Origin of the sequence: Burkholderia sp. Ap-955, from assembly GCF_011753045.1 — a bacterium.
Lineage (GTDB): Bacteria > Pseudomonadota > Gammaproteobacteria > Burkholderiales > Burkholderiaceae > Burkholderia > Burkholderia lata_D.
In genome coordinates, this window is sequence record NZ_VWWH01000026.1 from 26,570 (window position 1) to 41,099 (window position 14,530).

13 protein-coding genes are annotated in these 14,530 nt (G+C 68.6%); 9 read left to right on the forward strand and 4 right to left on the reverse strand.

What is annotated here, in order from left to right:
- Positions 1 to 99: 99 nt before the first annotated feature.
- Complete coding sequence (locus F3J15_RS16490; RefSeq protein ID WP_089486418.1) at positions 100 to 990, forward strand: LysR family transcriptional regulator; 891 nt, start codon at positions 100 to 102, stop codon at positions 988 to 990.
- 145 nt (positions 991 to 1,135) lie between these two features.
- Positions 1,136 to 2,473, forward strand: a complete 1,338-nt coding sequence (locus F3J15_RS16495) for an MFS transporter (protein ID WP_166892552.1) — start codon at positions 1,136 to 1,138, stop codon at positions 2,471 to 2,473.
- Positions 2,474 to 2,598: 125 nt separating this feature from the next.
- Here F3J15_RS16495 and F3J15_RS16500 read toward each other — a convergent pair whose 3' ends face one another.
- Entirely contained in the window at positions 2,599 to 3,609 is a 1,011-nt protein-coding gene (locus F3J15_RS16500) for a 3-hydroxybutyryl-CoA dehydrogenase (RefSeq protein ID WP_166892555.1), read from the reverse strand.
- Entirely contained in the window at positions 3,606 to 4,721 is a 1,116-nt protein-coding gene (locus F3J15_RS16505) for an NAD/NADP-dependent octopine/nopaline dehydrogenase family protein (RefSeq protein ID WP_166892558.1), read from the reverse strand. The genes F3J15_RS16500 and F3J15_RS16505 overlap by 4 nt, the downstream gene beginning before the upstream one ends.
- A 150-nt stretch (positions 4,722 to 4,871) precedes the next feature.
- Between F3J15_RS16505 and F3J15_RS16510 the strand changes: the two genes are divergently transcribed.
- Positions 4,872 to 5,846, forward strand: coding sequence for an AraC family transcriptional regulator (locus F3J15_RS16510; RefSeq protein ID WP_166892561.1), 975 nt, complete (start codon positions 4,872 to 4,874; stop codon positions 5,844 to 5,846).
- Positions 5,843 to 6,874, forward strand: coding sequence for a LysR family transcriptional regulator (locus F3J15_RS16515; RefSeq protein WP_166892564.1), 1,032 nt, complete (start codon positions 5,843 to 5,845; stop codon positions 6,872 to 6,874). Before F3J15_RS16510 ends, F3J15_RS16515 begins: the two co-directional genes overlap by 4 nt.
- A gap of 47 nt (positions 6,875 to 6,921) precedes the next feature.
- Here F3J15_RS16515 and F3J15_RS16520 read toward each other — a convergent pair whose 3' ends face one another.
- Complete coding sequence (locus tag F3J15_RS16520; protein WP_166892567.1) at positions 6,922 to 8,040, reverse strand: porin; 1,119 nt, start codon at positions 8,038 to 8,040, stop codon at positions 6,922 to 6,924.
- 410 nt (positions 8,041 to 8,450) lie between these two features.
- Between F3J15_RS16520 and F3J15_RS16525 the strand changes: the two genes are divergently transcribed.
- Together F3J15_RS16525 and F3J15_RS16530 are read left to right on the forward strand one after the other, a co-directional pair.
- Positions 8,451 to 9,851 (forward strand): MFS transporter, encoded by a 1,401-nt coding sequence (locus tag F3J15_RS16525; RefSeq protein ID WP_166892570.1) that lies wholly within the window; start codon positions 8,451 to 8,453, stop codon positions 9,849 to 9,851.
- 158 nt (positions 9,852 to 10,009) lie between these two features.
- A complete protein-coding gene (locus F3J15_RS16530; RefSeq protein ID WP_166892573.1) occupies positions 10,010 to 10,987 on the forward strand; it encodes a PDR/VanB family oxidoreductase in 978 nt (325 codons plus the stop codon).
- Positions 10,988 to 11,095: 108 nt separating this feature from the next.
- Here the strand turns inward: F3J15_RS16530 and F3J15_RS16535 are convergent, their stop codons facing one another.
- Positions 11,096 to 12,016, reverse strand: a complete 921-nt coding sequence (locus F3J15_RS16535; protein ID WP_089486427.1) for a LysR family transcriptional regulator — start codon at positions 12,014 to 12,016, stop codon at positions 11,096 to 11,098.
- Positions 12,017 to 12,155: 139 nt separating this feature from the next.
- On the opposite strand from F3J15_RS16535, the gene F3J15_RS16540 reads away from it, so the two are divergent.
- From F3J15_RS16540 to F3J15_RS16550, 3 genes are all read left to right on the forward strand, one after another.
- Positions 12,156 to 13,439, forward strand: a complete 1,284-nt coding sequence (locus F3J15_RS16540) for an aromatic ring-hydroxylating dioxygenase subunit alpha (RefSeq protein WP_166892576.1) — start codon at positions 12,156 to 12,158, stop codon at positions 13,437 to 13,439.
- Positions 13,436 to 13,939, forward strand: a complete 504-nt coding sequence (locus F3J15_RS16545; RefSeq protein ID WP_166892663.1) for an aromatic-ring-hydroxylating dioxygenase subunit beta — start codon at positions 13,436 to 13,438, stop codon at positions 13,937 to 13,939. The genes F3J15_RS16540 and F3J15_RS16545 overlap by 4 nt, the downstream gene beginning before the upstream one ends.
- A gap of 179 nt (positions 13,940 to 14,118) precedes the next feature.
- Positions 14,119 to 14,505, forward strand: a complete 387-nt coding sequence (locus F3J15_RS16550; protein ID WP_166892579.1) for a 2-hydroxymuconate tautomerase family protein — start codon at positions 14,119 to 14,121, stop codon at positions 14,503 to 14,505.
- The last annotated feature ends 25 nt before the right edge of the window (positions 14,506 to 14,530 follow it).

Below are 14,530 nucleotides of genomic sequence, written 5' to 3' on the forward strand. Positions count from 1 at the left end.
CGATTCTCCTGGTCGAACAGTGCCGCCAGTCTGTAAGATGCCCAGGCATCACCACAATGCATCACCGGATATAAAGTCATAACCAACAGGAATCCCCAGATGGACACGCGCGATCTGGAGTACCTGCTGGCCGTCGAGCGGCACGGCAGCATCGGCAAGGCCGCCGAGGCGCTGGGGCTGTCTCAGCCGGCGCTCACGAAAGCCGTGCAGCGGCTGGAGGCGCAAGTCGGCGTGACGCTGTTCGAGCGCACCGCGAACGGGATGACGCCGACGCCGGCCGGCGCACGCTTCGTCGCGCGTGCGCAGCGGATCGCGCTCGAATTCGATGACGCGATGCAGGAGATGCGCGCGATCCGCGGCGGCGAGCAGGGCGTGGTGCGGATCGGCTACTCGCCGACCGTGCCCAATGCATTGGTGCTCGGTGCGTGCCGGCAACTGATCCGCGAACGGCCGGCCGCGCGGCTGCGGCTGCGCTGCCGGCTCGCGCGCGAACTGCTCGACCTGCTCGCGGCCGGCGAGCTCGATCTCGTCGTCGCGCCCGAACCGCAGCAGCAGGACGACGGGCTCGACACCATCGCGCTGTTCGACGACCGGCTGACCGTGCTCGCCGATGCCGCCCACCCGCTGCAGCGCAAGCGCGGGCTCACGCTCGCGGATCTCGCCGATCAGGAATGGCTGCTGCCGGAAGCGACGATTCCGGTGCGGCACCGGATCGACGACGCGTTCCGCGCCCGCGGCCTGCCCGCGCCGCGGCTGCGCATCGAGACCGATTTCGGCAATACGTCGCTGCTGCAGCTGTTGCGCGGCACGCCGCTGCTGTGTGTCGGCGGCGCGGATGCGCTCGACCAGGTGACCGGGTTGCGCGCACTCGACCTGCGGGCCGGTGAACTCGAACTGGACCGCCGCATCGGCGCGATGCATCGGGCAGGCGCGTACGTGCCGCCGCTGGCGCAGCGGATGATCGCGCTGCTGCGGGAAAGCGTGGGGTAGGCACGGGAAAGCGCCGCGACCATCATCAGCGGGAGTGATGTCACTCCCCTTTTTCTGCGGATTTGACCGGGGACACGGTGCCGACAACACTAGCCCGCAGTGCTGCACAGACGGCACGCGCCCGCCTCCCCCTTCAGAGTCCGCCATGGTCCCGACCGACATCATGCAATCCCCGAGCGCCGCCCGGCCGCTCGCCGACCGGCAGCTGCGCCGGATCGTCATCGCCTCCGTCGCCGGCAACGCGATGGAGTGGTACGACTTTTTCGTGTACGGCACGGCCGCGGCGCTCGTGTTCGGCCATGTGTTCTTCCCGCCCGGTGCGTCGCCGCTCGCGGGCAGCCTCGCCGCGTTCGCGGCCTTCGCGCTCGGCTTCGTCGCGCGGCCGCTCGGCGGGATCGTGTTCGGCCACGTCGGCGATCGCTACGGGCGCAAGGCGTCGCTCGTGTGGACGCTGCTGATCATGGGCGCATCGACCTTCGCGATCGGCCTGCTGCCGACCTATGCGCAGGTCGGCGTGTGGGCGCCGGCCGCGCTCGTCGTGCTGCGCCTGCTGCAGGGCATCGCGTCCGGCGGCGAATGGGGCGGCGGCGTGCTGATGATCAGCGAGAACGCGCCGCCGGAACAGCGCGGCTACTACGCCGCGTGGAGCCAGCTCGGCGTGGGCGGCGGCTTCGTGCTGTCGTCGGCCGCGTTTCTCGCCGCGCAGGCGCTGCCGGACGACGCGTTCCGCTCGTGGGGCTGGCGGCTGCCGTTCCTCGCGAGCATCGCGATCTTCGCGATCGGCATCTACATCCGCCGCCATCTGCCGGAAAGCCGCGACTTCGAGCAAGCCGGCAAGCGCGGCGCGCACACGCACCTGCCGATCGTCGAATGCATCCGCCGCCATCCGAAGGAAATCCTGCTCGCGATGGGGCTGCGCGTGGCCGAGAACGGCGGCGCGTACATCTTCCTCGCGTTCTCGCTCGTCTACGGCAAATACGTCGGCATCCCGAACGGCGTGATGCTGACCGGCGTGATGATCGCGATGATCGTCGAGATGGGCGCGATGCTCGCGTGGGGCCGGCTGTCCGACCGGATCGGCCGCAAGCCCGTGTACCTGATCGGTGCGCTGAGCCTCGTCGCGTGCGCGTTCCCGTTCTTCTGGCTGCTCGACACGCGCGTGACGCCGCTCGTGTGGCTCGCGCTCACGGTCGGCACGGCAGTGAGCCATGGCGCGATGATCGGCACGCTGCCCGCGCTCGTCGGCGAGCTGTTCAGCACCGAGGTGCGCTATTCGGGCGTCGCGCTCGGGCATGAAGTCGCGTCGATCTTCGCGGGCGGGATGTCACCGCTGATCGCGACTGCGCTGCTCGCGCGCTATCACGCGTCGTGGCCCGTTTCGCTGTTCCTCATCGCGCTCGGCCTCGTGACCGTCGCGACGCTGTGCGTGATGCGCGAGACGCGCGTCGCGCCTGATGCCGGCACGCGCGGCGATACGGTGTGAGCGTGCTGCACGCGTCGGCCGCATCCGTGCCGTTGCCTTTTCCAGTGGGTGAGCGACTCAACGGCTCACGGTGCCGCGTGCGCGCTTTCGTGGCACCGCGAACGCGCGCGGCCGCGACGTCCGGGCTAATCGCGCGGGTCGCGCCGCCCGACGTCGAACACCGGCGCCAGTCCCAGGTGATCGAGCAGCCGCGCGAATTCACCGAGCCGCTGCCGCATGTACGCGGGCACGTCCACGTCCGCATAGTCATGGAAGCCGGCACCCGTGCGCACGCCATCGCGCCCGGTTTCCATGTTGCGCACGACGCTCTCGGCCGGCGCGAAGCGCGGGCCGATCTCGCCGGCCAGGTACTTCGACGCGTAGTACAGGATGTCGCAGCCGCCCCAGTCGATGAATTCGAGCAGCCCGAGCACCGCGAAGCGTGGGCCGAAACCGGTGCGGATGGCCGTGTCGATGTCCTCCGCGCTCGCGACGCCTTCCTCGACCATCCGCGCCGCCTCGTTCATCGCGAGCGCCTGAATGCGCGGCACGATATAGCCTGGCGCCGGCCCGCAGATCACCGGCCTCTTGCCGACGCGTTCGAGCAGCGCGGCGAGCGCATCGACCACCGCCTGGCCGGTTGCGTCGCTGCGGCTGATCTCGACGAGCGGCATCAGCAATGCAGGGTTCAGCCAGTGCGCGTTCAGCATCCGTTCGGGGTGCACGACATGACGCTGCAATTCGGTGACGACGAACGTCGACGTGGTCGACGCAATCGTTGCGCACGCATCGACATGCTCACCGAGCCAGCGCAACGCGTCGGCCTTCGCGTCGAGCACTTCGGGCAGCGCCTCGAACACGACGTCTGCATCGCGCACGGCATCGGCAGCGCCATCCCGAGAAACGATCGCGATGCGCGCGACGACCGCATCGGCCTGCGCGGCATCGACGCGGCCGAGCGCGACCTGCGCGTGCAGCGGCCTGGCGATCTCGTCGCGCGTGCGATCGTCGAACGCGCGTTGGCCAGCCGCATCGCGCCGCTTGAAGTCGATCAGCGTCACGTCGATTCCGGCAAAAGCAAACACGAGCGCGATCCCCTGTCCCATGCGCCCCGCGCCGAGCACGTGTACACGCGTCACATCGGCGGCCGCGCTCATGCCGATACTCCCGCGACTCCGTTGTCGAGCAGCGCACGCATCGCGTCCTTCGACAGCGCCGCGATCCCGAGCCGCTCCAGCGTGCGCCCTTCCGCATACAGGTCGCGCACCGCGACCGCACTCGCGATGCTCAGCAGGCCCTGCGCAACCGGCGTCGGCACGCCGGCCCAGCGCCCGCACGACACGATGAACGACAGCCCGAGCCGGGTGTCTTCGAGCATGTAGCGATGGGACCGCAGATCGATCTTCTCGCGCCAGTCGCCGCTATCGGTCAGCTTGCCGTGCGCGCCGCGCCCGTACATCCATTCGTCACCCTCAGCCGCGTAGTGATCCGCGAGCGGGAAATGCGGCGCGCGATAGCCGAGCGCTTCGCGCACCGCGATGCGTTCGGCATCCAGCGCGTTCGTCACGCGGCGGATCGACGGCTGCGTGCCTTCGTTGTGGATGTCCCATGCGTCGAAGTGTTCGAGCGGCCCGGCGTTCATCAGGATCAGCGGCGGATGGATCACCGGCCCCGCATTCATCAACGCACCGGACAACGCATCCTCGACCGGCTCGACCGACGGGTAGCCCGCGCGCAGCACGTCGAACGCCCAGCCGGCCGCATTCGCGGGAAATACACCGGTCGGCAGACGCGTCGCGTAGGCGCTGATCACGACGTCGTTGTCGCCATGCTTGCGAACGAGGTACGGCAGCGTGCCCGTCTCGGCGAATGCGACGCGCGAACGGTTGCCGGCATCGGCGGCCGCCTGCGCGAACACGAAGCTGCCGAACGTGCCGGGCGGCAGGAACACGACCTGGCCGTCCTCCAGCAGCGGCGCGACCTGCGCAGCGAGCGCGTCGTGCGACGTAGCCGGCAGCGGCACCACGACGAGTTGCGCCCCGCGCAGCGCGGCCGCGAGATCGCCGGTCAGGCGGATCGCACCCGGCGCATCGCCGAGCGGCACCGCACGCGTGCCGCGATAGTCGGTCACGTTCAGCACGCCGAGCTCGCGCAGCCGCGCATGCGGCTCGCGGTCGCGCCGCCACCACGTCACGTCGTGGCCCTTCTCGAGCAGGTCGATCGCCGCCGCATGGCAGCCGTGGCCGCCGCCCAGAACACATACCTTCATCGTCTTCTCCCGGTGATTGAGTGTTTCCGAGACTACGCGGCCGCCCCCGCCGCGTCGCTTCAGAACGCGCAACGGCACGCCCGTTCGCGCAACGCAATCGCGGCGATGCGCATGCCGCCGCGCCCGCCGCATCCGCTACGAGGTCCATGAATGGATATCGCCCTGTCCCGCCATGCGCCGAACCGGCTCGGCACGCTGCACGCCCCCGACGAAGTCGAACGCGCGGTCGCGCACCGGCTCGGGCCGCACCGGATGGCCGCACGCGGCCGCGACCCGTTTCATGCGGAGCTGTACGAAGTGCCGCTGCATCACGGCGCGCTGCTCGAACTCTGCTACGGCCGCGAAACGCGCATCGATTTCGGTGAGGATGCCGAACACTTCCTGTTCAGGCTGACACTTGCCGGCGCATGCGAGCTGCAGGCCGGCAGCGTCATGGCGCGCGCCGGCCCCGGCGAGCTGACCGTGTCGTCTCCGGCGCTCGCGAGCCGCCTGAGCACGAGCACCGATTGCCGCAACCTCGTGCTGCGGCTGGAACGCGGCGCGCTCGAACGCAAGCTGCAGGACATGCTGCAGGCCACGCTCACGCGCCCGCTGCAGTTCGATCTCGCGGCCGGCGGTGCCGACGCGGGCGCCGCGCTGCTGCTGCCGACCTTCGAATACCTGTGCCGGCTCGGCGCGCAGCCGGGCATCGGCGGGGCCGCGTCGACCTTCGGCGCCGACCTCACCACGTGGCTGATGTCGCTGCTGCTCACGCACCTGCCGCATTCGTACAGCGATGCGCTCACGCGCGGCACGCCACCGCTGCCGGCGCACGTGCGGCGCGCATGCGATCACGTCAACGCGCATCTCGGCGAACCGCTCGCACTCGCCGCGCTGGCGGCCGTCGCGGGCGTCGCGCCGCGTACGCTGCAGCACGCGTTCCGCGCGTTCCTGCACACCACGCCGGCCGCCTACGTGCGGGAATGCCGGCTCGCCGCCGTGCACGCGGCGCTGCAGCGCGGCGACGCACGCAGCGTGACCGACGTGCTGATCGCACACGGCATCCATGGCTTCGGCCATTTCGCGAAGGCGTATGCGCGGCGTTACGGCCACGCGCCTTCGGTCACCGCGAGGCAACCTCGATGACGCACTCCGCACCCGGCCGCCCGGCGGCCCCGGCCCGCGACGAATCCGCACCGCACGACAACGACCCGTCCGAACTGCGCGTGCAGGATCTCGATCTCAACTTGCTGAAGACGTTTCGTGCTGTGTACGAAGAGCGGCACGTCGGCCGCGCGGCGCTGCGGCTCGGCGTCACGCAGCCGTCCGTCAGCTACGCGCTCGGCCGGCTGCGGCTGATGTTCCGCGACGCGCTGTTCGTGCGCACCGGCACCGGCGTCGAGCCGACGCCGCGCGCGCAACGGCTCGCGCTGTCGGTCGACAAGGCGCTCGCGATCCTGCAGGACGTGCTCGACGAAGGCTCGCGCTTCACGCCCGACAGTACGCAGCGCGTGTTCCGCCTGCACATGAGCGATTTCGCGGCGAGCGCGTTCCTGCCGACGCTGCTCGCCGCCTTCGACCGCCGCGCGCCGGGTGCGGTGATCGAGACGCTGCACGTCGACGAATGCCAGCTCAACGTCGCACTCGAATCGGGACGTATCGACTTCGCGCTCGGGCATTTCGCCGATGCATCGAGCCACTTCCAGCGCACCGCGCTGCTGCACGAGCGCTGCGTGCTGCTGATGCCGCGCCGCACCGCGCAGCGCGTCGCGCTGCCCGACGATTACGTGCTCGATGGCGACGCGCCCGATACGCTGCGCTTCGTCGCGGTCACGTCGCATCCGCAATCGATGCAGTTGCTGGAACGGCACGGGCTGATGCCGCGCGTGCGCGCGGCGCTACCCGATTTCATGGTGGTGCCCGCGCTGCTGCAGGGCGGCGACTATGCGCTGATCCTGCCGGAGACGATCGCGATCACGTTCGCGGCGCGGCAACCGTGCGTGCTGTACGAGATCGCCGGTGCGAGCGAATGGGCCGTCAACGCGTACTGGCATCGGCGCTTCGACGCCGACCCCGGCCATCGCTGGCTGCGTGCGCTGCTCGAACTGTTCAACATCGGCGAGCTGGCGCCGTTCGACGCATGGCTCGCGCCGCAGCCGCCCGCCTGCGCATAGGAGAGCAAACGGCTCGAGCCGAGCAAGCGCACACCGGCGCGGGCCGGTCAGAACGCCGTGAGAATGCCCGCGACGATCGAACTCGCGGTCGCGCCCGGCTTGGCGACCGCGACACCGCCACCCGCCGCGCCGTTCACGACGAAGCGTGCATGCGCGCCGTTGCGCACCATCGCGGCGCCCGTGTACAGCACCGTGCGCTTCGACAGCGGATAGTCGAAGCGGATGCCGTACGAATCGGCGTTGCCGTCGCTGTCCGCGACCTTGCGGTAGTGGCCGACGCTCAGCAGCAGCGACGCGCGCCCGATCGGCACCGTCGCGCTCAGTTCCATGATGTCGCTGTGCGGATACGCGCTCTGGCTGTCGATCGCAGTCGCGACGTCGGGGCCGCCACGATGGCGCATGTACAACGCGGCCACCTTCACAACGCTGAAATCGTACGAAATCGCGCCGAGCGTGTAGTTGCCGTTCGCGGCCGGGCTCGTGCCGCCGAGCGCGGACGCAGCCACCGGGCTGAACTTCTGCTGCATATAGTCGACGTCGACCGACAGGCCGCCGCGCACGTAGTTGAGCCCCGCGCCGTACGTATCGCCGAGCGTCGCCGGCTGGCCGGCCGCGCCGTTGGTGCCGCGTGCAGCCATCGCGCGCAGCATGAAGCCCGCGTAGCGCGGCGACGTGTAGCGCATCGAGTTGCGCACGCGCAGGAACGCGGGCCCGACGAAGTTGTTCGTCGCGTTGCCCCACGCGAGCCCCGCGCCGAGGCCCGGCAGGCTGTACGTGACGAGCGTCGTGTGCAGGATCGTGTAAAGCTCGCCGAACTGCACGCCGCCGAACGGCCCCGTGATGCCGACCCACGCCTCGCGGCCGAACAGTGCGCTGCTGTTCGACAGTGCGCCGCTTGCCGCGTTGAAGCCATCTTCCAGCTTGAAGATCGTCGCGTAGCCGCCGCCGAGATCCTCGACGCCCTTCAGCCCCCACTGCGACGCCCACAGGTTGCCGCTGCCCATGCGCGTCACGTGGTTCGGCCCGGCGTTCGCGTATTCGATCGCGGTGTCGACGCGGCCGTAGAGCGTCACGCTCGATTGCGCGAAGGCGGGCAGCGCCGCGCAGGCAAGCAGCGCGGCAAGCGGTACGGCAAGCCGGTCGGCCCGCCCGTTCGGTTGGTTCATCGTCGTCGTCCCGTAGAGTTTTCGGCGCTGGTCGGCGTCGCGCCGCGTGGCATGAAGCGCGTTCGCCGCGAAGGGCCAACGCTGCCGATCAAAAACGGGCCGAGTCTAGGAACGACAATTTCGGACGTCGACGCAATGCGCTCTATAACGCTTATAGATGCGCCGCATGAGGCACGTGCGCCCCGCTGCAGGCTCGCCGCGCGGCGGCCGGCGTGCGAGACCCTGGTGTTTTCTTTATCCGGGTCGGTAAATGCCCGTGTGGTGCGGCTGTCACTCCGGCTATGGCGGCCGAATTTGGCCGACTACGCTGCGTCTCCGACACGTGCCCACGCACGCTTTCGCGCCGCGACGGCGCCCGGCCCGCCAGGCCGCTGCCGCGCGTTTCCACCGCCCGCTCCTGGAGAATCCGCATGTCCGCATCCACGGCCCGCGCTGCCGACGGCAAGCGCTATACGTACGAATGGTATGTCGTCGTCATCTGCATGCTCGCGTACGTCTTTTCGTTCGTCGACCGCCAGGTCCTCGTGCTGATGATCGAGCCGATCAAGCGCGACCTGCACCTGTCCGACACGCAGTTCAGTCTGCTGAACGGCTTCGCGTTCTCGCTGTTCTATGCGGTGATGGGGCTGCCCGTCGCCTATCTCGCCGACCGTTACGCGCGGCCGCGGATCATCTCCCTCGGCATCGCGCTGTGGAGCGTCGCGACCGCCGCATGCGGGCTCAGCCAGCATTTCGTGCAGATGTTCATCGCGCGGATGGGCGTCGGTGTCGGCGAAGCCGCGCTGTCGCCCGGCGCGTATTCGATGCTCGCCGACTACTTCCCGAAGGAGAAGCTCGGGCGCGCGATCGCCGTGTATTCGCTCGGCTCGTTCATCGGCGGCGGCGTCGCGTTCCTGATCGGCGGCTACGTGATCGCGCTGCTCAAGCATGCGAGCGCGTTCACGCTGCCGGTGGTCGGGCAGGTGCATGCGTGGCAGGTCACGTTCCTGATCGTCGGGCTGCCGGGGATCCTCGTGGCGCTGCTGTTCGCCGCGACCGTGCGCGACCCGCAGCGCAAGGGGCTCGCGCAGGATCGCTCGGGCGCCGTGCGGCGCGTGTCGATGCGCGATTCGCTGCGCTTCGTCGGCACGCATCGCGCGACCTTCTCGTGCCACTACCTCGGCTTCTCGTTCTACGCAATGACGCTGTACTGCCTGCTGAGCTGGACGCCCGCGTTCTATATCCGACACTTCGGGATGACGGCCGTCGAAGCCGGCTATACGCTCGGCATCGTGCTGCTGGTGGCGAACACGGCCGGCGTGTTCTGCGGCGGCTGGCTCAACGACTGGCTGCTGCGGCGTGGCCGCGACGATGCGCCGATGCGCGCTGGAGCGATCGGCGCCGCGTGCATGGTGATCCCCGCGACGCTGTTCACGCAGCTCGACTCGCTGCCCGCGTCGCTCGCGATGCTCGTCGTCGCGATGTTCTTCGCGTCGTTCCCGATGCCGACGTCCACCGCCGCGATGCAGACGCTCGCGCCGAACCAGATGCGCGCGCAGATCTCCGCGCTGTTCCTGCTCGTGTCGAACCTGATCGCGCTCGGGATCGGCACGACCGTCGTCGCACTGTTCACCGACCGCGTGTTCGGCGCGCCGGCGGCGGTCGGTCATTCGATGTCGATCGTCAACGTCGCGGCAGCCACGCTGGCTGCGCTGCTGCTCGCCGCCGGGTGCCGGCACTATCGCCGCAGCCTCGACCGCGAACGCGGCCATGCGTCGGCAGCCATGCCGCACACGGCCGAGACGGGCAGCAGCGCGATCGCCGCTCGCTGAATATCGGGCTCAATCGCGCAGCCTGACCATCATCCATCCCGCTGATTCAGGCATCTCTTTTTAATCGATTTGATTTATGCGATGCCCGTCCCTATTCTCGATCGCATGACGGCGCGGTAACTGCCGCGCCGCGTTTTCCCTACCCCACGGATTGACCCATGCAAGCGAACCGCCACCAAGTCCGGATCGACGCGCTGATCGACGCGGCGCAGGACATCCGCTGTTTCCGGGTTTCGCGCGTCGACGGCCAGCCGTTCGACGCGTACGAACCGGGCGCCCATATCGATGTGACCGCGCCGTCCGGCGTTACGCGGCAATACTCGCTGTGCGGCAACCCCGACGAGCGCGGCAGCTACCTGTTCGCAGTGAAGAAGGAAGCGCAGTCGCGCGGCGGCTCGCGTTCGCTGCACGACGACGTGCAAGTCGGCGCCGAGCTGTCGATCGGCGCGCCGCGCAACCTGTTTCGTCTGACGGATGAAGCGAGCGAGCACGTGCTGATCGCGGCCGGCATCGGCATCACGCCGCTGCTGTCGATGGCGTATGCGCTACGCCAGCGCGGCGCGCGCTACCGATTGCACTACTTCGCGCGCAGCCGTGAGCACGCGGCCTTCGTCGCCGAACTGTCGGCCGAGCCGTTCGCGTCGCACGTGACGTTCCACTACGGCGTCGAGCCCGACGCGCTCGCGGCCGAGCTGGGCCGCTGCGTCGAATCGGTCGACGCGCACGCTCACGTCTACACGTGCGGCCCGGGGCCGTTCATGGATGCGGTCGTCGCGGCGGCCGCGACACGCTTGCCTGAAGATTCGATCCATCTCGAACGCTTCGCGGCGGAACCGGCCGCCGCCGGTACGGGCAACACGGATGCCGCCGACGGTTTCGAGGTGCGCCTGCAGCGCAGCGGGCAATCGGTACGCGTCACGCCCGACACGTCGATCGTCGACGCGCTCGCGCGCATCGGCATCGAAGTCGACACGTCATGCGGCGAAGGTGTGTGCGGCACCTGCATGGTGCCGGTCATCGACGGCGAGCCCGATCATCGCGACCACTGTCTCAGCAAGGCCGAGCGCGCGAGCAACACGGTGATCTGCTGCTGCGTGTCGCGTGCGCGCTCCGCGGTGCTCGTGCTCGATCTTTGATGCGCGCGGTACGGGCGACGCCCGTTCAAAACGTCGCGCGTCGTCGAATCGCTCGACGACCTCGGCCAGCAACGCGCGCATCCAGCGCGCTGCCCTCGTCCTCATGAATCACGCGTCGTCGAACCGCTCGACAAGCTCGGCCAGCAACGTGCGCATCCACGCATTGCCTTCGTCTTCGTGAAAATGCTCGTGCCAGTGCATCGTCACCGGCGCGGGCGGGAGCGTGACGGGCAGCTCGTACAGGCGAAACGCATTGTCGCGGTTCAGGATCTGCGCGAGCCGCTTCGGCAGCGTCGCATACAGATCGGTGACCGACAGCACGCTCGGCAGCGCGACGAAGTGCGGCACTTCGAGCGCAATGTTGCGGCCCACGCCCTGCGCGCGCAGCGCATCGTCGAGCGCGTGGTGGCTGTGCTCGACCGATTTCACGTTGACGTGCGCGGCGCGCACGAACTGCTCGAGGCTCAGCGCGGCGCCGCTCGGCACCCCGCGCCGGCGGCCCGTCATGCACACGTAGGTTTCCTCGAACAGCACCTGATGGCGCGTGCACGGCATCAGCTCCGGCAGGTTGCCGATCGCGAAATCCAGCCGGCTCGCGCGCAGCGCTTCCTCGATCTCCTCCACCGGCAGCGGCTGCACGCTCAGCGTCACGCGCGGCGCGCGCTCGCGCAGCGCCTGGCAGATCGCCGGCAGGTACGCCATCTCGCCCGCATCCGACAACGACAGCCGGAACGTGCGCGTGCTGGTGGCCGGATCGAAGCGCTCCGCATAGCGCAGCGCAACACGCACCATGTCGAGCGCCTTGCCGACGATGCCCGCGAGTTCGAGCGCGACCGGCGTCGGCTGCATGCCCGAGCGCGTGCGCACGAACAGCGGATCGTCGAACAGCGTGCGCAACCGGCCGAGCGAATAGCTGACGGCCGGCTGCGACAGCGCGAGCCGCTCGCCGGCCTTCGTCAGGCTGCGCTCCTCGACGATCGCCTGGAATACACGCAACAGGTTCAGATCGAGATGATCGACCGATGTCATCGTAGCCTCCATCATTTGCCGTATTTATTGACTGGTCAATTTTAGATCAATTTGACGGATATGTAGTGGAAGACGAGACTGGGCACTCGACACCGCGCGTGACGCGGCCCGATTTCGCGACTCTTTCCCCACGACAACGATGAGCGACATTTCCTACCAGACGATCGACACCAGCGCGTTGCATGGCCTCGCGCAACCCGACCGCATCGCGCCCGCGATGTATCACGATCCCGCGCTGTTCGAAGCCGAGCTCGACCGCATCTTCTACCGCACCTGGATCTGGGTCGCGCACGAAAGCGAGCTGCCGAACCCGGGCGACTTCATCACGACGACGATCGGCCGCCAGCCGGTGATCGTCGTGCGCGACAAGACCGGTGAAATCAACGTGCTGCAGAACCGCTGCCGCCATCGCGGCGCGACCGTGTGCGAATCGCACAAGGGCAACGCGAAGGGCTTCACGTGCCCGTATCACAGCTGGTCCTACGCGCTCGACGGCACGCTGCGCGCGCTGCCGTATGGCGACGGCTACGAAGGCGTGTGCGAAAAAGGCGACCTGCCGCTCGTGAAGCTGCGCGTCGGCGTGTACCAGGGGCTGATCTTCGCGAGCTTCAACGACGCCATCGAACCGCTCGAGGATTTCCTCGGCGGCGCGAAGCCGTGGATCGACCTGTTCATGAAACAGGGCGCCGGCTACCCGATCAAGGCGAACGGCGAGCACAAGTTCAAGTTCAAGGGCAACTGGAAGATCCAGCTCGAGAACACGACCGACCTCTATCACTTCCCGGTCGTGCACAAGTCGTGGATGAAGTCGATCGACGACGAAACGGCCGCCGCGATCACGAGCTTCATGACGAGCGAGGACGCATTCTGCCGCGGGCTCGGCAACGGCCACAGCCTCGCGGTGCTGATGCCCGAGCTGATCGACCTCGACGAAGACGACGGCGCGCCGCTGCCCGAGCGCTTCGCGCCGCTCGCGGCGAAGCTCGCCGAGCGTCATACGCCGGACGAAGTGCGCCGCATCGTGCGTTCGCTGATGGGCGTCGGCTTCAACCTGAACCTGTTCCCGAACCTCGCGCTGTCGATGGCGTTCTTCCGCGTGCTGCGGCCGATCTCCGCGAACGAAACCGAGATCCGCCACGTCGCGCTCGCGATGGACGGTGGCCCCGACGAAGCGAACCGCGAGCGGCTGCGCATCCACGAGCACTTCCAGGGCCCGTTCGGTTTCGGCAGCCCCGACGACGCAGAAGCATGGGAGCGTGTACAACGCGGCGCGCATGCGGGCCCCGACGTGCCGATCCTCGTGAATCGCGGGCTGAACCGCGAGACGACTGCCGCGAACGGCGAAAAGACCGCGCATGCGACCGACGAGACCGGCATGCGCGAGGCCTACCAGCAATGGCGCAAGATGATGGAGCAACAATAATGGACGACCGCAACGCCCTCTTTTCCGAGCAGACCTTCGCCCGCGCGGTCGAATTCGTGTGGCGCGAAGCCGAGATGCTCGATCGCCGCGACTATCGCGCGTGGCTCGGCCTGTGGGATCCGGCCGGCCACTACGTGGTGCCGATCGATCCCGACACGACCGACTTCGCCGCGACGCTGAACTACGTATTCGACGACCAGGACATGCGCGAGAAGCGCGTGCAGCGAATGATGTCCGGCTACTCGGCGTCGGCGACCGACGCGGCGCGCACGGTGCGCACCGTGTCGCGCTTCACGCTGGAAAGCGGCAGCGCCGGCACCGTCGAGCTGAAATCGGCGCAGGTCGTCGTCGCGTACAAGCGCGGCGTCGCGACGCTGTTCGCGGCCGACGTCACGCACAAGCTGCATGTCGATGCCGAAGGCGAGATGCGGATCGCCGAGAAGGTCGTGCGCCTGATCGATTCGACCGAAGCGCTCAGCTCGATCGGCTTCCTGCTGTAAGCGGCCACCGGTTCGCCGTCGCCAACGCAACGGTGAGCCGGTCACCTTCACCTGTAAGCAGCCACCGATTCGCCATCGCCAACGCAACGGTGAGTCGGCCACCTTCACCTGTAAGCGGCCACCGGTTCGCCATCGCCAACGCAACGGTGAGTCGGTCACCTTCACCTTTCCGGACGACCATGCCCACACTCGAAGTTTTCCTGCCGGCCGGCCATGACGAAGCCCGTAAGGCCGAACTGATCGCACGGCTGACCGGTGCGACCGTCGAATCGATCGGCGCACCGATCGATTCGGTGCGCGTCCTGCTGACCGAATTGCCGGCGACGCACTTCGGCCTCGGCGGCCGCAGCGCCGCGGACGGCGCGCCGCCGTCGCTGCCCGTGATCGTCGCGATCCTGATCGCCGGCCGCACCGACGAACAGAAGCGCGCGCTGATCGCCGCGCTGTCCGATGCCGGCGCGAACGTGCTCGATGCGCCGCTGCAAGCTACCCGCGTGATCATCAAGGACATTCCGAACACCGACTTCGGCATCGGCGGCCAGACCGCGCGGGCGCTGGGGCGCTGATCGTGCGCCGCGCGTCGCTGCCCGG